The sequence below is a fragment of the Peribacillus sp. NPDC096379 genome (genome assembly GCF_044762875.1).
In the GTDB taxonomy this organism is placed as follows: Bacteria; Bacillota; Bacilli; order Bacillales; family DSM-1321; genus Peribacillus.
Genome location: NZ_JBIWFD010000004.1, coordinates 267,858 through 286,120, shown reverse-complemented (window position 1 = coordinate 286,120; position 18,263 = coordinate 267,858). Strand labels below are relative to the sequence as shown.

At 39.0% G+C, this 18,263-nt stretch carries 17 protein-coding genes, 1 pseudogene and 1 riboswitch; of the genes and pseudogenes, 16 read left to right on the top strand and 2 right to left on the bottom strand.

Annotated elements, in window-relative coordinates:
- The first annotated feature begins 403 nt into the window (after positions 1 to 403).
- A riboswitch (cyclic di-GMP riboswitch) is annotated at positions 404 to 492 on the top strand.
- A gap of 161 nt (positions 493 to 653) precedes the next feature.
- From ACIQZI_RS18590 to ACIQZI_RS18520, 15 genes are all read left to right on the top strand, one after another.
- Positions 654 to 2,363: a methyl-accepting chemotaxis protein gene (locus ACIQZI_RS18590; protein WP_403075813.1), complete on the top strand. Its 1,710-nt coding sequence runs from the start codon at positions 654 to 656 to the stop codon at positions 2,361 to 2,363.
- Between the two features lie 291 nt (positions 2,364 to 2,654).
- Complete coding sequence (locus tag ACIQZI_RS18585) at positions 2,655 to 5,102, top strand: EAL domain-containing protein (protein WP_403075811.1); 2,448 nt, start codon at positions 2,655 to 2,657, stop codon at positions 5,100 to 5,102.
- A gap of 184 nt (positions 5,103 to 5,286) precedes the next feature.
- Positions 5,287 to 6,687 carry an ATP-dependent helicase ComFA gene (locus ACIQZI_RS18580; protein ID WP_403075809.1) on the top strand — a complete coding sequence of 467 codons (1,401 nt, stop codon included), beginning with the start codon at positions 5,287 to 5,289 and terminating at the stop codon, positions 6,685 to 6,687.
- A 79-nt stretch (positions 6,688 to 6,766) separates the two neighbouring features.
- On the top strand, positions 6,767 to 7,396 hold the full coding sequence (locus ACIQZI_RS18575; RefSeq protein ID WP_403075807.1) for a ComF family protein: 630 nt from the start codon (positions 6,767 to 6,769) through the stop codon (positions 7,394 to 7,396).
- A 214-nt stretch (positions 7,397 to 7,610) separates the two neighbouring features.
- Complete coding sequence (locus tag ACIQZI_RS18570; RefSeq protein WP_403075805.1) at positions 7,611 to 8,024, top strand: TIGR03826 family flagellar region protein; 414 nt, start codon at positions 7,611 to 7,613, stop codon at positions 8,022 to 8,024.
- A 153-nt stretch (positions 8,025 to 8,177) separates the two neighbouring features.
- A complete protein-coding gene (gene flgM / locus ACIQZI_RS18565; protein WP_403075802.1) occupies positions 8,178 to 8,444 on the top strand; it encodes a flagellar biosynthesis anti-sigma factor FlgM in 267 nt (88 codons plus the stop codon).
- A gap of 37 nt (positions 8,445 to 8,481) precedes the next feature.
- Positions 8,482 to 8,970 carry a flagellar protein FlgN gene (locus ACIQZI_RS18560; protein ID WP_403075800.1) on the top strand — a complete coding sequence of 163 codons (489 nt, stop codon included), beginning with the start codon at positions 8,482 to 8,484 and terminating at the stop codon, positions 8,968 to 8,970.
- 36 nt (positions 8,971 to 9,006) lie between these two features.
- A complete protein-coding gene (gene flgK, locus ACIQZI_RS18555) occupies positions 9,007 to 10,638 on the top strand; it encodes a flagellar hook-associated protein FlgK (RefSeq protein ID WP_403075798.1) in 1,632 nt (543 codons plus the stop codon).
- A 14-nt stretch (positions 10,639 to 10,652) separates the two neighbouring features.
- Entirely contained in the window at positions 10,653 to 11,555 is a 903-nt protein-coding gene (flgL, locus tag ACIQZI_RS18550) for a flagellar hook-associated protein FlgL (RefSeq protein WP_403075795.1), read from the top strand.
- Positions 11,556 to 11,701: 146 nt separating this feature from the next.
- Entirely contained in the window at positions 11,702 to 12,277 is a 576-nt protein-coding gene (locus tag ACIQZI_RS18545) for a DUF6470 family protein (protein ID WP_403075790.1), read from the top strand.
- A gap of 6 nt (positions 12,278 to 12,283) precedes the next feature.
- Positions 12,284 to 12,724 carry a flagellar assembly protein FliW gene (gene fliW / locus ACIQZI_RS18540; protein WP_403075786.1) on the top strand — a complete coding sequence of 147 codons (441 nt, stop codon included), beginning with the start codon at positions 12,284 to 12,286 and terminating at the stop codon, positions 12,722 to 12,724.
- Positions 12,724 to 12,954: a carbon storage regulator CsrA gene (gene csrA, locus ACIQZI_RS18535; RefSeq protein ID WP_403076214.1), complete on the top strand. Its 231-nt coding sequence runs from the start codon at positions 12,724 to 12,726 to the stop codon at positions 12,952 to 12,954. The genes fliW and csrA overlap by 1 nt, the downstream gene beginning before the upstream one ends.
- A 151-nt stretch (positions 12,955 to 13,105) precedes the next feature.
- Positions 13,106 to 14,767 carry a flagellin N-terminal helical domain-containing protein gene (locus tag ACIQZI_RS18530; protein WP_403076211.1) on the top strand — a complete coding sequence of 554 codons (1,662 nt, stop codon included), beginning with the start codon at positions 13,106 to 13,108 and terminating at the stop codon, positions 14,765 to 14,767.
- A 444-nt stretch (positions 14,768 to 15,211) separates the two neighbouring features.
- Positions 15,212 to 15,448 carry a hypothetical protein gene (locus ACIQZI_RS18525; RefSeq protein WP_403075783.1) on the top strand — a complete coding sequence of 79 codons (237 nt, stop codon included), beginning with the start codon at positions 15,212 to 15,214 and terminating at the stop codon, positions 15,446 to 15,448.
- A gap of 15 nt (positions 15,449 to 15,463) precedes the next feature.
- Positions 15,464 to 15,658 carry a putative motility protein gene (locus tag ACIQZI_RS18520; protein WP_403075780.1) on the top strand — a complete coding sequence of 65 codons (195 nt, stop codon included), beginning with the start codon at positions 15,464 to 15,466 and terminating at the stop codon, positions 15,656 to 15,658.
- Positions 15,659 to 15,851: 193 nt separating this feature from the next.
- Here ACIQZI_RS18520 and ACIQZI_RS18515 read toward each other — a convergent pair whose 3' ends face one another.
- Complete coding sequence (locus ACIQZI_RS18515; protein WP_403075777.1) at positions 15,852 to 16,703, bottom strand: DNA endonuclease; 852 nt, start codon at positions 16,701 to 16,703, stop codon at positions 15,852 to 15,854.
- A 238-nt stretch (positions 16,704 to 16,941) separates the two neighbouring features.
- On the opposite strand from ACIQZI_RS18515, the pseudogene ACIQZI_RS18510 reads away from it, so the two are divergent.
- Positions 16,942 to 17,131 (top strand): annotated as a pseudogene (locus tag ACIQZI_RS18510) (ATP-binding protein); the annotation flags it as partial.
- 195 nt (positions 17,132 to 17,326) lie between these two features.
- Here the strand turns inward: ACIQZI_RS18510 and ACIQZI_RS18505 are convergent.
- Positions 17,327 to 18,253: an aminopeptidase gene (locus ACIQZI_RS18505; protein WP_403076208.1), complete on the bottom strand. Its 927-nt coding sequence runs from the start codon at positions 18,251 to 18,253 to the stop codon at positions 17,327 to 17,329.
- Between the last annotated feature and the right edge of the window lie 10 nt (positions 18,254 to 18,263).

Below are 18,263 nucleotides of genomic sequence, written 5' to 3'. Positions count from 1 at the left end.
TTAGGAATTACTCCCCAAATCTCCTTAATTACTAACCACCTACCCATATTTACGCCCCTAAGCCTCGGGCAACTTCCTAAATTCGGCGGGTTCTCCGTCAATCTTAGGCTGAACTCCGAGCATCGTTCCTTTTTAAAAAAAAATTGGTGCACTCCTCTGTTATGATAATTTAGCCTCAGTCGTGTTGTTATCGAAACTAGTATGAAAGGATTACTTGCAAAACGAAGAGGAGATTCTGTCTTCTTGGTAATGACCATGGTATAATTTCGATGCATCTATATATGGAGGATTTATCCTGGTTTAGAAGCCCATAAATCCCCGGTTGGTCGGATACAGTGAAATTTATCGATGCGTAAACAGAGGTTTAGTTAAAACAATCGGGTTCGTAGTGCCGCTTTACCATTCTAGAAAATAGCAAACTTCATCGAAAGGGGAGGACGCAAAGCCGTGGGTCTAAAGTCACTTGTGGACAAGGATCGCCAGGTTGCCAAAAGGATATCTAAATAAATGGGCCACGCTAAATTTTCATAATCGTTTTTTTGATAGAGTGAGAGACTATCTGAAATAAGTCCAGGTATAGCTGGACTCTGTCTCTTTTTTGCTCAAATGAATTTGAAACTAACTTTAAAAGGTACAGAAAAGGAGTAGGAATCATGGGATTACGTAATGCTGCAATCGGTAAGAAGCTGTTCGTACTAATACTTATTTCTTTCATCATCTTTGGTGTGATTGGTGGTACTGGATTCTACAATTTGAATCAAATGGATAAAAAATCAGATCAAATGTATTGGGATGCTTTGCTTCCCGTAAAATGGCAAAGTCAAATTCGTATAAACACACGGGCAATTGATAATAGTGCACTCGAGTTGTTGCTTACATCCAATACAAAAGAGATACAGGTATTAAAAGGCCAAATTGACGCGTTAAAGAAGGATAATGAAACGTTGATACAGGCGTTAGATAAAAGTCTTTTATCTGAAATTGAGGTGGAACAATTATCTCAATTTCAGACCGAGTATCAGAGATATTTGAATGAGGTAGAGAATGTATTTAAATTGGCACTTGCAGGTGATAAGGATGTAGCGTATACAAAATACAAGCAAGACGCACAGCCTGCACGTGAAAAGTCCAATTCATTAATGAATGAAATAGGCGTGTATTTGGAGAAATATGCGGATGACCTAGTTAAAAGCAATAAAGCAAGCGCTCAAGATAGTAAGAATTTTATTATCATTATCATCATTCTTACGATTGTGATAAAAGGTGTGGTTGGATTTATCATTACTCGGATGATCACTAATCCGGTTAAAGAAATGCAGACACTTATGGAAAGTGCGGAAAATGGCGATTTAACCGTTGAAGGAAGCTATCGCTCCAAAGATGAAATCGGCCAATTAACGCTTTCTTTTAATAAGATGATATTGAAATTACGCGAGTTGATGACGCAGGTAAATATTACTTCTGAACAAGTGGCTGCTGCCTCTGAAGAGTTGACAGCGAGTTCAGAAGAGTCAAGTAAGGCGAGTGAGCAAATTGCAAACACCATTCAGGAAGTAGCGCAAGGAGCAGAACAGCAGGTGAGAAGCACAGAAGAGAGTTCGAAGGTCGTACAAGAAATGGCGTTAAGTATCCAACAGATTGCTTCTCATGGCCAAGGTATATCTGCCAACTCGGTCGATACTTCACAAAAAGCCGTGGAAGGGAATGAAGCGATTCAAACGACGATTGAACAAATGAATTCAATTAATCTGACAGTTACGCAATTATCACAAATTATAAAAGGATTAGGTGATCGTTCAAAAGAGATTGGCAATATCATAGAAGTGATCACAAATATTGCCTCGCAGACGAATCTACTCGCATTAAATGCTGCGATCGAATCGGCAAGAGCAGGTGAACATGGCAGAGGGTTTGCTGTAGTAGCGGATGAAGTACGCAAACTAGCCGAACAATCTGCTGAATCGGCTCAGAGCATTTCTGGCCTTATTACATTAATCCAAGATGAGACAAACCTTGCTGTTCAATCAATGGAACAAACAACTAGCGAAGTGACTGATGGCATTGGCGTAGTGAATAAAGCCGGGGAATCTTTTGCGCAAATTCGCTATTCTATTGATGAGATATCGGCGCAATTACAGGAAGTGTCTGCTGCTTCCCAACAGCTTTCAGCAGGGTCTGAACAAGTCCTCCAATCAGAAAAAATATTAGCTGAAATTGCCGAAGAAGCGGCATCAGCCACACAAAATGTAGCAGCTGCGACGGAGGAGCAATTGGCATCGATGGAAGAAATCACATCATCCGCAGCCACACTCTCACACATGGCTGAAGAATTACAAGAGCAAATTGGCAGATTTAAAGTGTAATAAGAAGTTTTATTAAGGGTCTGACTTCACACTCTATACATCGTTTATTGTGTCATTTACATGTCATATAAACGAAATGTAGTAGATGTAAGGTCTGACCCTTTCTTTTTTTGCTTTTTCTATCGGAATCATTTAGTTTGAAAGTGTGGTAGTATTAACAAATAAAAACATAAAAGGTAGATTCTATTTACTAAAATTAATATTCTTTTTTGGTGATCAATAATGAAATGCAGAATGAGAGGGATTATTGAAATGAACGAGTCTTTTCAGGGGGGAACCAAGAAAAATAGCATGAATTCAATGACCAGAGAGGAAGACTTTCATTCTCTCATTATCGATCACCTGAATGCGGTTATCAAATTGGACGTCAGTGGGAATCTTCTAACCTATAACGAAGCATTTGCCCAGCAGTTTGGCTATACGGAACAAGACTTCGATGAATCATTTTTAGAAGATTTTATACAAGATTATACATATGAACAAAAACAATATTTCGAAGAAGCTCTCTTAGGTCAAACAAACAGGTTCAATTGCTTAGTCCTTTGCAAGAATGGGAACACTCGCTATACGAATGTTACCATTGTTCCGATCGCTACACCTGATGGCATGGAAGTGTATGTAATTATAAAAAATATTACGGATCTAAGGGAACAGGAAAGAGAGTTTTATCTGTCTAAAGAAAACTTTAATACCATTGAAGAAATCGGCAATATTGGCAGTTTCCATTACGATATGATGAGCAATCGCACGTATTGCTCGAAACAAAAACGTCTGATTCTGGGAATTAGTGAAGAGGAAGACTTTTCGCCAACATATAAGCAAATTCTTGAGTTTGTCCATCCTGATGATCAGCCCAAACTTGAACTTGCCTTCCAGCAAACTTTATTTAACAATGGTGGTGCTCATTTTGAATGTAGAATTATGAGAAGGGATCAGGCTATCCGTCATGTGTATGTGCAAATAGAAGTCCTTTTTGGAGAAAAGGGTCTTCCGGTTCGTGTAATCGGGTTCATTCAAGATATTACGAACAGTAAGCATACTGAGTCCAAGCTTACGGAAAAAGAACAGCAGTTTTCCAAAGTTTATAATAATCTTGATGTAGGGGTTTGGTCTGTTAATATGCAGACTGGACAATTTATCCTTTATTCGCAAGGGATTGAACAAATCTGTGGCTATTTGGCAGATGATATGGAGTATAATACTTCATGGTCAACGATCGTTCATCCTGAGGATTGGCAACAATATATGGATTTACACGATGAGTTAGCAAAAGGAAACACCGTTCGTCATCAATACCGTATCATTCATAAAAACGGTGATATTAAATGGATTCAAGATTATATGATTCCTACTTTAGATGATAGCGGAGTGTTTATTCAATTAGACGGTCTCATTACTGATATGACAGAGCAACATCTGTTACATGAAAAAGTGAAGCATATTTCGTATCACGACCATTTAACACAATTACCAAATCGAAGAAATTTTAATAAAAAATTGAGGGGATTTGCGACTGAGTACGCGAATAGTGACAGAAAATTTGCTGTCATGATCATTGATATTGATCATTTTAAATATATCAATGATACAATCGGCTACCCGAGTGGTGATGAATTATTATGTCAAATTGCTGCTCGTCTTGCTTCACTAGTACCAGCAAATGATATGTTTGCTCGTCTCGGTGGCGATGAATTTGGTGTTTTAGTCGCGAACGTAGAATCAATTGAATCACTTGAACTAATTTCTAATCAAATAATCGATGGTTTACTTGAACCATTTTTGATAAACGGCTATGAATTATATGTCACTGTAAGTATTGGAATTAGTACCTTTCCGGATAATGGCATAGATAGCTCAGACTTATTAAGTAATGCTGATATTGCGTTAAACAAAGCGGAGAAACAAGGGGAAAGTAAGTATTATATTATCTCTCGATCAAGCAGCATCGAGTCTTATAAATCGTATAGCTTAGGGCGAGACTTAAGGAAGGCATTGGAAAATAACGAGATGACGTTGCATTTTCAACCTCGGGTCGACAGTTGTACAGGTGAAATGCTGAGTGCTGAAGCGCTTATACGTTGGAACCATCCAGAGTGGGGACGCATATCACCGATGGAATTCCTGCCAATTGCCGAAGAAAACGGCTTAATTGTCCATATCGATGATTGGGTCTTAAGAGAAGTATGTAAACAGATAAGGGAATGGAAAGAAGAACAACTATCAACGGTGCCGATTTCGATTAATATTTCCGCCGTCCATTTTATGAAACAAGACTGGCTGCACACAATAGAGAAAACGGTGCAAGAAGCTGGTATTCATCCACAAGATATCGAATTTGAATTGACCGAAAGCTCTTGTTTGAACAATAAAGAAGCGGCGAAAAACACGATGAATTCATTAAAGAAAATGGGGATCACTATCTCCTTAGATGACTTTGGTACAGGGTATTCGTCTCTTGCTTATTTAACTCAATTTCCGTTTGATGTGATAAAAATTGATAAATCGTTCATTCAAAATATGATTCATAGTGATCAAGATATGTTTATCGCAAAATCGATTATTTATTTAGCAAAAGGATTGCAAATAAAGGTGGTTGCGGAAGGGGTAGAAACACTCCAGCAATTAAACATCCTTAAAAAAGAAGAATGCCATCAAATCCAAGGGTATTTATTTAGTCGTCCAGTTCCAAATGAAGAATTTAAAACACTTTTGCAACAAAGAATCCTCCAACCGAATTAATGATAGGGTCTGACCTCGCATCTTAAATTAGTATATAGGGTTTTATGCCTTGTTTTATACTGTATTAAATTGTTGTGGGGTCTGACCCTTCCTATTTTAGGACACCCCCCATTTTTGGCAGGAATCCATTTATCTGGTAGCGAATATAAAAGATGATAAAAAATAAATAGGAGGTTATTTCCTAATGATTTCCCCTCATGCTAATACCCCGTATTCCTCGAAACTGCAGCACCACTTATCGGGTCGATTCTTACTTGCTGCTGAAATTCCCTTTTCTCTTGAATTGCTTACAGAACATATCGAATCAGGTTATGTTGCCACAAAAGTAGGTGTCTTTCGTCAAAATGACACATATCGCTGTTCGCGCTGTAGCAATCGTAATCAACAGTTGTTTTACACATTTCCCTGCAGTATTTGTCAAAAAAACTGCACCTATTGTCGTTCCTGTATCATGATGGGGAGGGTAAGTGAATGTTCTGAACTTTATTCATGGACGGGGCCAGAACTAACTTTTCCAATGCCTCCTAAAGGAATGGCTTGGGATGGTACGCTTTCTGATGGTCAGAAAACAGCGTCAGATCGAGTAGTTGCCGCAGTTGAACAAAATGAAGAAGTGCTGGTTTGGGCGGTTTGCGGAGCTGGAAAAACCGAAGTGTTGTTCAAAGGAATTGAGACAGCGATTTCAAGCAGTAAACGAGTTTGCATTTGCACACCGCGAACAGACGTGGTGCTCGAACTTGCGCCACGACTTAAACGAGCTTTTCCAAACGTCAAAGTCGCTGCTCTGTATGGTGGCAGTGAAGATAGGCATGTAGCCGCACCCCTCACTGTTTCGACAACACACCAGCTTTATCGTTTTGCCAATGCTTTCGATACGATCATTATCGATGAAGTTGACGCCTTTCCGTATTCCATGGACACTTCCCTTCAGCAAGCAGTACAGAAAGCGAAAAAGCAAACGTCTTCGACGATCTATTTAACTGCCACCCCCTCAAGAAAGATGCAGAAGGAATATCGAAAAGGGACACTTCAAGCGGTAACGATCCCAGCACGCTACCACCGAAAGCCGATTCCTGTTCCTACGATGGAATGGAGCGGCAATTGGCAAAAGCAGTTTCAGAAAAAGCAAATTCCTCCGCAAATCCAATCTTGGGTTCGTAACCGGATTGAACGCAATATCCCCATTCTCTTATTTTTCCCAAGCATTCAAGTAATGAAAGGAAGCCTGCCTCTGTTTCAAGAAATCGAACCCGGTCTACTTGCTGTCTATTCGGAAGATCCTGAGCGAAAAGAAAAGGTCACGCAGCTTCGTAATGGAGAGGTTCCTGGCTTGCTAACAACGACGATTTTGGAACGAGGTGTGACCATTCACAAATTGGATGTCGCGGTCATTGGCGCAGAGCATCAAGTATTTGCAGAAAGCGCCCTTGTTCAGATTGCCGGAAGAGTAGGCAGAAGTGCGGACCATCCGACTGGGACAATTACTTTTTTTCATTATGGTAAAAGTGAGGAAATGGTGAAAGCTGTGTTGCATATTGAAAACATGAACCGTGAAGCAAGTAAGCGAGGGTTGCTTGATGTTTGATTTGCCCATCCTAAACCTGCGCCTCTGTTTGCTTTGTGATCAAGAAATAAGACATAAGGTATCGTGGAAGAATTTGCTGATGAAGGAACAAGAGATGTCGATTTGTGCGGATTGTATCGGAAAGCTTGATCCGATTAGCGGTGAATTGTGCAAAGTCTGCTCTCGAGTCTTGTCAGCTGAGTTCCGCAGAGATACGCTTTGCTTGGATTGCCACCGTTGGGAACTGGATCCAAAATGGCAAGGATTTTTAACGGAAAATCGGTCGCTTTTTCATTATAATGACTTTATCAAAGAAAGCATCGCTACATTCAAATATCGTGGTGACTATGCCATTGCTGAGGCATTTTCTTCTTTTATAAAGGATGCGCTTCTAAAACTAGCGTTTGATTCTATTGCTATCATTCCTCTAAGCAGCGAACGGCTGCTGGAGCGGGGCTTTAATCAAGCAGAAGCATTAGCGATAACTGCAGGGGAAACATGTATTCAGCCACTTACAAGAATTCATTCAGAAAAACAATCAAAGAAATCTCGTCGCGACCGGATTAATTTACCACAAGTCTTTCAGATCACCGATCCTGAGTTGGTAGCAGGAAAGAAAATCCTCTTACTCGATGATATTTACACAACCGGCTCAACATTAAGACATGCCGCTAAAGCGCTCAAACTCGCAGGTGCAACTGAAATAAGGTCACTCACACTTGCTAGATAGGAACTTTTCTGTGGAAAAGGGGCGGGGCTTCGCAAAATCAGCTTCGCACCGCCACCTTCAAAAGGTGATGTAATTTTTAGAACTTGGACTTTTTTCATCGTTGGATCTTAGATCAGATGCTCATCGGTATTTTTTATGAACCCCTTAATGTTTGCCCTATTACAGTCGATATACTAGGTAAAGAGTGCAGGTTTCCTGAAAGGGGATCAGTAAGATGGAATTAACGAATTGTGCAAATTGCAATACATTGTTTGTGAAATCTAAATTTCGTGATGTATGTGATGCCTGTTATAAAGAAGAAGAAACGAAATTCGATATCGTCTATAAATATATTCGCAAAGCCGCCAATCGTACCGCAACGATGCAGCAAGTAGTAGACGGAACAGATGTAGAAGAAGAATTGCTTATTAAATTTGTCAAAAAGGGTAGATTGCGTTTGTCACAATTTCCGAATCTTGGATATCCATGTGAAAAATGTGGAACGATGATTAAAGAGGGAAGAATTTGTGGCAATTGTACAAACTTGATTCGTGCCGATTTAGCAGAGGTCGAGAAAGAAGAAAAGCGCAAACAAGAAATCGCGGAACGTGAGCATCAAAATGCCTATTACAGTAGAATGGATGAATAGACATCCTTCTACATGTATAGGGTAAGTTAATAAAAGACTAAATTCGACAATTCCATGAAAAGATTGTCAATCGAAAACAATAAAAAAAACAAAATTTTAACCGATAATAGTAAACAAGGGAGTCATCAATAAGCCGAAAGCGAGGATTGCGAGATGAAGATTAATCAGTTTGGACCATCGGGAGTGAACCCGTATAATCGTCAACAACCTAAAGTAGACAGTGCAAAGACATCTTCCGCTAAAGCAACGGATAAGATTGAAATATCCTCCACAGCCAAAGAACTTCAGCAAACATCCCAGATTCATTTGGAAAGACAGAAAAAGGTTGATCAATTAAAAGCGCAATACGAAGCGGGTCATTATAAATTGAACGCAGAAGATACAGCGAAAAGTATCTTGGATTACTATAGTAAGAAATAATGAACGAAAATAGTGAGGCAGAGGAGGAAACCACAGAATGTCTACTGGACACATCATCACGGCTTTAGAAAAACTGATTAAGCTCCATAAAGGCTTAAATGAACTAGCATCAAGAAAAACCGACATCATCAAGCGAAGTGATATGGATGCCCTCACTGCCTTGCTGAATGAAGAACAGAAATATGTGAAAGCAATTGCGATGGTCGATCAGGAAAGAGAAGCTGCTGTCGAGAAGTTTTTGCAAGCGGGCAATTCTGAAATGACGAAAGCGACAATGACAGATATCATCGAATTGGTGGATATCTCTGAAAAGCAGGAATTGGAACGTTTAAGAGCCGTGCTTATGTCTGAAGCTATTGCATTGAAAGAAGCAAATATACTGAACCAGCAGCTAATCTATCAATCGTTACAGTTCATCAATGTATCACTTGATATGTTTAGACCACGGACACAGGAATATAATTATGAAAAGCCTGTTCAGAATAAACAACGAAACGCAAAAAGCGTATTTGATTCACAAGCATAATCGCTTGATATTTTAATAGAAATGGAGGTTTATATTATGATCTCAACCTTTATGGGTCTTGAAACCGCTAAGAGGGGTTTGAATACTTCGCAAAGCGCTTTATATACGATGTCACAAAACGTCGCCAATGCAAATACACCTGGATACACTCGGCAGCGGGTTAATTTTGCCCAAACAACAGCTTTTCCTACACCAGGTATGAACAGCCCGATGGTAGCGGGGCAATTGGGTACCGGTGTTCAAGCGGAGTCGGTGCAACGCGTGCGTGAAAGCTTTCTTGATATACAATTCCGTAATCAAGCAAATAAAGTAGGCTATTACGGTACGCTTAGTGATTCACTTGTCAAGATGGAGGGAATCATGAACGAACCGACAGAAACCGGTTTGCAAGCAACTCTCGACAAGTTTTGGAAATCATTGCAGGACTTATCTACAAATACAGAAAACTCAGGTGCTCGCTCAGTTGTAGCAGCAAGTGGTCAGATGGTTGCTGACACTTTGAATTATTACTATAACTCTTTAACGAGTGTGCAGAAGGATATCGGTAACCAAATTACAGTTAAGGAACAGGAGATTAACTCTATTCTTGAGAATATTAGTGAAGTTAATCGACAAATTAGCGAAGTAGAGCCAAATGGCTACTTGCCTAATGACTTATACGATAAACGTGATTCACTAGTGGATAGCCTTTCGCAACTTGTTAATATCAAAGTTACAAATGTAATACCGAGTGATTATGGAAATGCGAAGTCAATCGCAGAGGGGCTTTACAATATTGAACTCATTACAAGAGACGGGACATCGTATACGCCACCTGTGAATCTAGTAAGTGTGAATAAATCAGGTATTCTTGGGATTACCAAGGTGGAAGTATCTTACGATCAAAATACAATGCCGAAGATGGTTAATGGCGTGAAGTTTGGAGATAGGCTTGTAAAGGATACGAGTTTTTCGGGACAGCTTGCTGGGTTAATTGAGAGTTATGGTTATTTGAAGACTGATGGAGTTACGCCTTCAATAGAAGGAAGATATCCAGATATGCTTAAGAAGTTAAATAACATGACGGAAGCATTTATGAATGAGTTCAATGCGATTCATAGACGAGGTTTTGCCTTAAATGAAGAAACTGATACAGCTGCTGATGGAACAATTATAAAAAAAGCGGGTAATGAAAAAGATTTCTTTGAAATCATAGCTGGCAAGCATCCCGCAGAGGGCATTAAAGTACGAGATGAAATTTTAGATGACCCAACTTTGATTGCTGCAGGTGGAAAGAGCGGTGCATCAGCAGACAATGAAAATGCGCAAAAATTAGCTGCTTTAAAGAAGCTTAACTTCAGTGAATATAGTTACTATCAAATTGATGGTAATGGTAATGGGAACGTGTTACCAGATGGGCTGACTGGCAGTCTAGACTCCTTCTATTCAGGTATTATTGGAGCAATGGGTGTAGACTCTCAAGGTGCAGCGAAAAATCACACAAATTCAACGATCCTAGCAAATTCAGTAGATTATAATCGCCAATCAGTTAGTGCAGTTTCACTTGATGAAGAAATGACAGACATGATTCGATTCCAACAAGCCTACAATGCCTCATCCAGAGTGATTAACATGATGGATGAAATGCTTGATAAAATTGTTAATGGCTTAGGAACTGGCGGCAGATAAGGAGGGAAACAATAATGCGCGTAACACAATCTATGCTTTCTAATAATATGCTTCGTAACTTAAGCTCAAGCTACGATCGATTAGGAAAGCTACAGGAGCAAATTTCATCGCAAAAGAAATTTACAAAACCTTCCGATGATCCTGTGTCTGCGATGATGGGAATGACTTATCGTACAGATGTAAGTCAAATTGAGCAGTTTACTCGTAACATTGGTGAAGCGGAAAACTGGATTGACAGTACGGATGATGCATTGGATCAGGCAACGAGTGCTCTACAGCGAATTCGAGAATTAACAGTCAAAGCGAGTAATGGAACCTATGAAGAGAAACAACGTGAAAGTATTGCGGCCGAAATTAAAGAATTAAAGGATCATCTGATTACAATTGGCGATACGCAAATTGGCGGCAAATACATCTTCAATGGACAGAATACTAATATTAAGCCATCGCAGTCTGACGCAACAAAGGATCCTATCAATAATCCTGCTGGGAATATTGTATACGGAAGTGCTGCGATTGAGATTGAGGTATTCTCTGGCATTAAAATTCAAATTAATACAGATGCTTCAAGTACATTCGGCGATGCCCTTAAAAGTGATGGAAGTATTCAAAAAATCATTGACGCACTTGAAAATAATGATCCCAATATCGGCGATTTATTAGATGATATAGATGGAACGATCGATTCGTTCTTAACCACTCGTTCACAAGTGGGAGCCAGACAAAATCGTATCGAACTGATGACAGAACGATTAGGCCAACAAGAAATCTTTGCGAAAACAGTCATGTCTAAGAATGAAGACATTGACATTGAAAAAGCAATCATGGACTTAACGACACAAGAAAGCATCCATAGTGCCGCATTAAGTGTCGGCTCAAGAGTTATTCAGCCATCGTTAATTGATTTTCTAAGATAAGGATGCTTATAAAGGGTCCGATCTCGCACTCCATACACAGTCTATAGTGTTACCTACACTTAAATTATACTGTATAGAGTAGTTGCGAGATCTGGCCCTTTGCTTGTTTTGTTGGCCCATTCTTTTTCTTTTAAGGAGTAGAGACTATGCAGCTACCGCAGATCAGGTTACAGTCCAATTTTATTAGGACCGGTTTAGATATAAAGCAGGCTGTCCAAAAAATTGAACAGCCTGCAGCAATCCAGTCGATTGAACAACCTAAAGCGATACTCGAAATTCAAACAACACCAGGGAAACTTTCCATTGATCAGACAAAGGCAAGGGAAGATATGGATTTAAAGAATCTATCAAAACGTGTGGAAGAATTTGCGCAGCTTGGTTATCAAGATTGGCTGGATGGAATGGCAAGAAGATCAAGTCAAGGCCAAGAACTTAGGCATATTGAAAAAGGTGGCAATGCAATCGCATCTCTTGCAAAGCAAAACGGTTCAAAGCCTCAGAAGCAATTTAATGTTGGCTGGATTCCATCTCATTTCAGCGTGCAAATCGATTATCAGCCGGCAGAAGTGAATATTGAAGCAACCCCTCAAAAACCGATTATTCGTGCTGAGACTCAAAAACCCATTCATGAATATACACCTGGAGAAGTAAATGTTGAGATACTAGAAAAAAATTCGCTGGATATTGACTTTATCAATCTATTTCCAGAAGTGACGGGGTGAAAATAAATGAAAGTACAAACAAAATTTCATGGTGAAATAGAAATCGAAGAAAAAGATCTTTTTACATTTGAAAGTGGGATACCGGGATTTATTGATGAGAAGAAGTTTGCCTTACTTCCATTAGAGGGGACCCCCTTCATCGTTTTACAATCAACGAAAACAAGGGAAGTAGCTTTTATCATGAGCAGTCCATTTGAGGTATTCAATAATTATGAAGTGAAGGTATCTCAAGATGTATTATCGGACTTACAGATCGAATCAGAAAAAGATGTTTCTATATATGTCATAGTAACGGTAAGAGATCCATTCAACGAAACAACAGCGAACCTTCAGGCACCGATTGTTTTGAATACGAGCAATCAATTAGGAAAGCAGTTCATTATGAATTCTAGCAACTACTCCATCCGCGAATTGCTTATTCCTTCTCCAGAACAGGAGGAGAAATGATGCTCGTTTTAACTAGAAAACTCAATGAATCGATTATGATTGGCAATGACATCGAAATCACAATCTTAGCAGTTGAAGGTGAACAAATTAAACTCGGTATCAACGCTCCAAAACAGGTAGAGATTCATCGAAAGGAAATTTATCTGGCCATTCAGGAGGAAAATAATGAAGCGATTAACACGAAATCAACTCTACTTTCAAATTTAAGTGACTATTTTAAGAAAAAGTAGGAAAAAAAGTTACAAATTCTATTAACTATTAAATGTAAGTGACGATATTACTAGTAGAGCGTTGGTAGGTGACACAGGCGGCCGACTTGATCACCTTACAACGCCAAATCCCACAAGGACGTGGAACTTAAAACTCAAGGAGGAAACAAACATGATTATCAATCATAATATCGCAGCACTTAACACACATCGTCAGTTATCAACTGCATCAGCAAACCAATCTAAATCAATGGAGAAACTATCTTCAGGTCTTCGTATCAACCGTGCAGGAGATGATGCAGCTGGACTAGCAATCTCTGAAAAAATGCGTGGACAAATTCGTGGTTTAGAACAAGCTTCTAAAAACTCACAAGATGGTATTTCAATGATTCAAACGGCTGAAGGTGCATTAAATGAAACGCATGATATCCTTCAACGTATGCGTGAACTATCTGTTCAGTCTTCTAATGACACTAATACTGATGCTGACCGTGAATCTATCCAAACAGAAATTGGTCAGTTGAAGGAAGAAATTGACCGTATTGGTAATACAACTGAGTTTAATACAAAGAAACTAATTGATGGTTCTGTTGGTGCGAAAAAATTACCGGGATCTGACAATGCAGCGGTTATCAGTTCAGCACTTGGAAAAGAAACAGCAGCAACAGCCGATAGCGTTTCTGCATTAGCAACAGGAGAAATCACGGCCACAGGAGCTACAACTATTAACCTTAAAATCGATGGGGCAAATATTGATGTAACATTAGATGGGGATGCATATGCAGCATTTGATAGCGCAGGAGCTATTAACTCTAAAGATTATGCTGCTAAATTACAGGAAGACATCAATAAAGCAATTACTGATTACAACAAAGCAAATGAAACCAAAATTGCGAATGTATCAGTAACTGCTAGTGCTGACTCAGATGGAAGTATCAGCATTAAATCTGGTTCAGTAGGCGAAACATCTACTGTAGATATTATCAGTAATGCTGGATCCTTGGCTTTAGGTTTAACTGACCTTGATGATGGCACTGATACAGTTTCTGCAAAAGGTAATGAAGGAGTATTTAGTGCAGCTGGTGCTGCGTCAGTCAATGCAATTGCTGCTACTGATAAAATTAACTTAACAGTTGATGGTACTGAAATCGAAGTAGTATTAAATACAGTGGGAACTAAAGATGACTACGATGCTACTACTGCTGGTAAAGGAATGGATCAGTTAGCTATTGACTTAGCAACTGACATTAACAATAAAATTGCCGAATATAATGGTACAGTTTCATCTGACAAACAGCTTGCTAATGTAACTGTATCTGTAAAAGACGGAGCACTTGTTGTGGAAAGTGGTTCAGATAAAGCAACTAGCAGTATTAAATTCGACAACAGTGAAGCTGCTCAGTTACTAGGTTTAGCTAAACAAAGCAGTGCAACACAAGGCGGAGGTCTTGATTTCCAAATTGGTGCAAACCAAACACAAACAATGAAAGTTACAATTGAAGACATGCGTACTGATGCACTAGGAATTAAAGGTGTGGATGTTTCTTCTAAAGAAGGTGCACAAGAGGCAACTACTTTAATTAATAATGCTATTGAAAAAGTATCTGCACAAAGATCTAATCTTGGTGCGTTCCAAAACCGTTTAGAACACACAATCAACAACTTGAACACATCTTCTGAAAACCTTACAGCTGCGGAATCACGTATCCGTGACGTTGATATGGCGAAAGAAATGATGAACCAAACTAAGAACTCTATTCTTTCTCAAGCAGCACAAGCAATGTTGGCTCAATCAAATCAACTGCCTCAAGGAGTTCTACAACTCTTGAGATAATTGATGAAGAAGGGCGTCTAGCTTGGTAACGAGCTAGAGTATAACTGGGTGAATTGCTGGAACTTCCTAAAGCTTCATCAACCACAACGTAACTGGAAACGGTAGGCGTGAAGGTATGAAAATGATGAGGATGAAACAATGGATAATCAGCAGCCAAGCTCCTGTGAGGAAACTCTGGAGAAGGTTCAACGACTAGAGAATACGGTCTAAGGTAAAGGCTATGACTATGAATCTCGTAGGGCAGCAAAAGCTGTTCGAAGTGCCCAGCTCCATGAAAACCATGGATGAAGATATAGTCTATTCTGTAATCGAAAGATACAGTCGCAAAGCAAGCGAACCAACAACCACAAGGAGTTCTACAACTTCTTCGTTAATTTTAGATATGAAAGAGGCTCTAGATTTTCTAGGGTCTCTTTTCATATAAAGTTGTTTGAGGAGGAACTCATGAATAAAGAAGAGCAGGAATGTAAACAATTTCTGGAACAACAGCTTGAATGGTGTAAAAACCAAGATTATATTTTAGAAAATATAGAAATAAAGCTTCACGAAATGAAAAAGATAGCTCAATATACTCTCGATCATGAACTTACAGAGGCAGAAGTTGATCGATTGAATGGTCAATTGAATGAATTAAAAAGCGAAGTTCATTTTTTAGAAAAACAACTAAACTGTTGTCCGTAGTAAGGTGATCTTTTCGTGGATATTGCGTTAATGTCAACGGCAGGTACAGTAACAAGCTTCAATGTCAATCATGAAGATGGCATGGATGGCACAGGGGATGTAGAACCACAAGGAGAAACTATTCAGAAGTTAATGAGTACAAGTGCCATAGTTGCTATCAAACAGGCTGCTCAACCACACTTAGGTGGGAGTTTTGATTTGAAAGTATAAGAGGATTTTTGGAGCAGAAATTCAGGGACAGGTATCTTGTCTCAGTGATACCATACAGTATTTTGTAACAAGCTGATAAATAGTAGGATTCAAGATGAATCGATTTAAACAGGCTTAGAAAAAATCCATAGAACAACGGCTTTGATGGACTGAGGGATAAGTGTGCAAAAAGCTTTGCGTATCGTGGGGATCTTTATTGTGATTTATTAATGTCACTCCATTTAGCAGTAACAGACCAATAGCTTCTTTGCAAATCATCGGCAATTTTTTGTGTTGTCCATCTTCTTTCTTTTAATTCTATTAGCCTTGTAATCTCTGCTTCGGAATATGGTTTTGAGCGCTCGGAGCTGCTTGCTATTAAGTGATAATCTGGTAGTTTAGATTGCCACTTTTTCTTTTCTTCAGCAAACCGGTATTCCCAAGATGTTTTATAATACATTGAATCACATGTTGTGGTAACAGGGGAGATTATGCCGAGAAATTGATAAGTTTCTTTAACAGAGGTGGTTTTTAGAATGAATCCTTGTCCATCATTTCTCGCACTTAAGTGAAATACTACTCCGAATGTTTCATTGAAATGTAGTTTAAGAACCGTTAACTCTTCAAGCGAATAGCATTGTAAGTATAAATAGATATGCGGAATTAGGTAGATAAGCTTCTTTTGATGATTTATCCGGTGAGAGATACTTAATGAACCATCATCCATAAAAAGTATCGCTGGGAAGTGCGGTAAATTGCAAGATTTTAATAAGGATAACGGGATTTGCTTTGTTCCGTTATCAGTATAAAAATGTGGATGTAATGTAGTAAACAAGGGCAATGAAGAGGAACGAACAGAACAGCTTCTAGGAGTTAAATACAATATTTCTTCAAAAAAAGAAATTTTCCACTTACGATAATCTTCTTGAGCAACCCCGTAATGTTCACGATAACTATGATTTTTTCTACGACTGTTTTTATAAATTTTAGTAATTTCCCCATCACCCAAGATGCTGGCTATTAGAACATTAAATTGTATATCTGTTAAAGAGTACAAAATATTCACCTCATTAAATAGGAATATACGTTCTTTAATTGTATCATATCATCAATAAATGTAAAAAAAAGAAATTTTGTTCGGTGATAACACTTTTGAAATTACAGAGGTTTTATAGAGTTTAAGGTGTAATAATTGATTGATAGTTTAGGAAGATAGGATTTGCTTGAATCCCTGTCAAGTGGCCATTTCTTCAGTAGAAAAAAGAATCAAAGTGTCAGTCACCTTCCAATATTGCATCAAATAATATGAAAATGGGACTACAATCTTAACATTTAATAAATCATTTATTGAATGGGGAAAGTATTTGGGGGAAATGTGTTAGCTACTGCATTCTAGATCTACTCCTTCATCACTCTGTTACTCTTAATATCAAAGGAGAATTGTATCGCATCAAAGAAACGAGAAAGGCTGGGTTTCCCCGCCGAAGTAAGTAAGTAAGTAAGTAAGTAAGTAAGTAAGTAAGTAAGTAACCGAAATAAATGGGGATTTTTATTCCGATGACAGAGGGAAGAATAAATCGATGTTGATATGTATTATGTATCATCAGACAAGAAAAACCCTGGGAGAAAATGAATCCCAGAGTATCAACGTGTTGCTAAGATAATAAAAGTTATAAATTAAAATAATTGCTAAATGATCTGTTTACCATCTATATAAACAACAGGGTCTTTGATGACGCAGTCAATGTGAACGCCTGCTTCTGTAACTCCGCCAAAGGATTTGTTGCTGCCAAAGGCAATATGAACAGTGCCAAATACCTTTTCATCCTCTAACACATTGCCAGTTAGTCTGGCTTTTTTGTTCGTGCCAATGCCGAATTCTGCAATGGTTCTACCAGGGCCGTCTCCTAGCAGCTCCAACAGTTGTCTGCCCTTTTCACCATGTGCATCGACGAGTCTGCCATTTTCGATTTCTAGTGTCACAGGTTCCGTTAATACACCGATTCCTGCAATGGAGCCGTCAATGTTGATCGTTCCATTTGCAGAGTTTTCGAGTGGAGCGATATAGCTTTCACCGGAAGGGAGATTGCCGGATTCGCCTTTGTTGCGGAAAACGCCTGTGCTTGGAATGGCTTTTCTACCTTTGATGGAGAAGGAAAGTGTTTGGTTGTCCTTCATAATGTCTACTTGCTCACCTTTTTCAAGAATGTCGCAGTATTGTGCGGTCAGTTGTTCGACCTCTGAATAATCTGCCAAAATGGCACCTTCTTCAAGCATATCCAATGTGAGGCCAGGCATGGTGGCAACACGTGCGCCATTGGCTGAAGCTTCTTTTCTCGCCATTGTATGGGTAAGGGAGTGTTCGGTAATACAAAGGACAATATCAGCTGCTTTCATCGCTTCACTGACGATTTTCGGTGGTTCTTCACCTGATTTTGATCGAGGTGTCATTTGGATTAACATTGTTTCATTCCCTAATACGGTTCCAGCTCGGGAGAAGATTTCGCCAATTTCATGTAAGGAAGAATCGGTTACGATTAAAATCTGTTCATCTCGTTTTATATGTAAATTGTGAAGGAGAACAGATTTGGCTACGTCAATATATGTTTGCAAGATGGATCGATCT

What these genes read in the sequence shown, in the direction of transcription:
- ACIQZI_RS18590 (WP_403075813.1), top strand. Translation starts at nt 654, where the DNA reads ATGGGATTACGTAATGCTGCAATCGGTAAGAAGCTGTTCGTACTAATA.
- ACIQZI_RS18585 (WP_403075811.1), top strand. Translation starts at nt 2,655, where the DNA reads ATGAATTCAATGACCAGAGAGGAAGACTTTCATTCTCTCATTATCGAT.
- ACIQZI_RS18580 (WP_403075809.1), top strand. Translation starts at nt 5,287, where the DNA reads ATGATTTCCCCTCATGCTAATACCCCGTATTCCTCGAAACTGCAGCAC.
- ACIQZI_RS18575 (WP_403075807.1), top strand. Translation starts at nt 6,767, where the DNA reads ATGAAGGAACAAGAGATGTCGATTTGTGCGGATTGTATCGGAAAGCTT.
- ACIQZI_RS18570 (WP_403075805.1), top strand. Translation starts at nt 7,611, where the DNA reads ATGGAATTAACGAATTGTGCAAATTGCAATACATTGTTTGTGAAATCT.
- flgM (WP_403075802.1), top strand. Translation starts at nt 8,178, where the DNA reads ATGAAGATTAATCAGTTTGGACCATCGGGAGTGAACCCGTATAATCGT.
- ACIQZI_RS18560 (WP_403075800.1), top strand. Translation starts at nt 8,482, where the DNA reads ATGTCTACTGGACACATCATCACGGCTTTAGAAAAACTGATTAAGCTC.
- flgK (WP_403075798.1), top strand. Translation starts at nt 9,007, where the DNA reads ATGATCTCAACCTTTATGGGTCTTGAAACCGCTAAGAGGGGTTTGAAT.
- flgL (WP_403075795.1), top strand. Translation starts at nt 10,653, where the DNA reads ATGCGCGTAACACAATCTATGCTTTCTAATAATATGCTTCGTAACTTA.
- ACIQZI_RS18545 (WP_403075790.1), top strand. Translation starts at nt 11,702, where the DNA reads ATGCAGCTACCGCAGATCAGGTTACAGTCCAATTTTATTAGGACCGGT.
- fliW (WP_403075786.1), top strand. Translation starts at nt 12,284, where the DNA reads ATGAAAGTACAAACAAAATTTCATGGTGAAATAGAAATCGAAGAAAAA.
- csrA (WP_403076214.1), top strand. Translation starts at nt 12,724, where the DNA reads ATGCTCGTTTTAACTAGAAAACTCAATGAATCGATTATGATTGGCAAT.
- ACIQZI_RS18530 (WP_403076211.1), top strand. Translation starts at nt 13,106, where the DNA reads ATGATTATCAATCATAATATCGCAGCACTTAACACACATCGTCAGTTA.
- ACIQZI_RS18525 (WP_403075783.1), top strand. Translation starts at nt 15,212, where the DNA reads ATGAATAAAGAAGAGCAGGAATGTAAACAATTTCTGGAACAACAGCTT.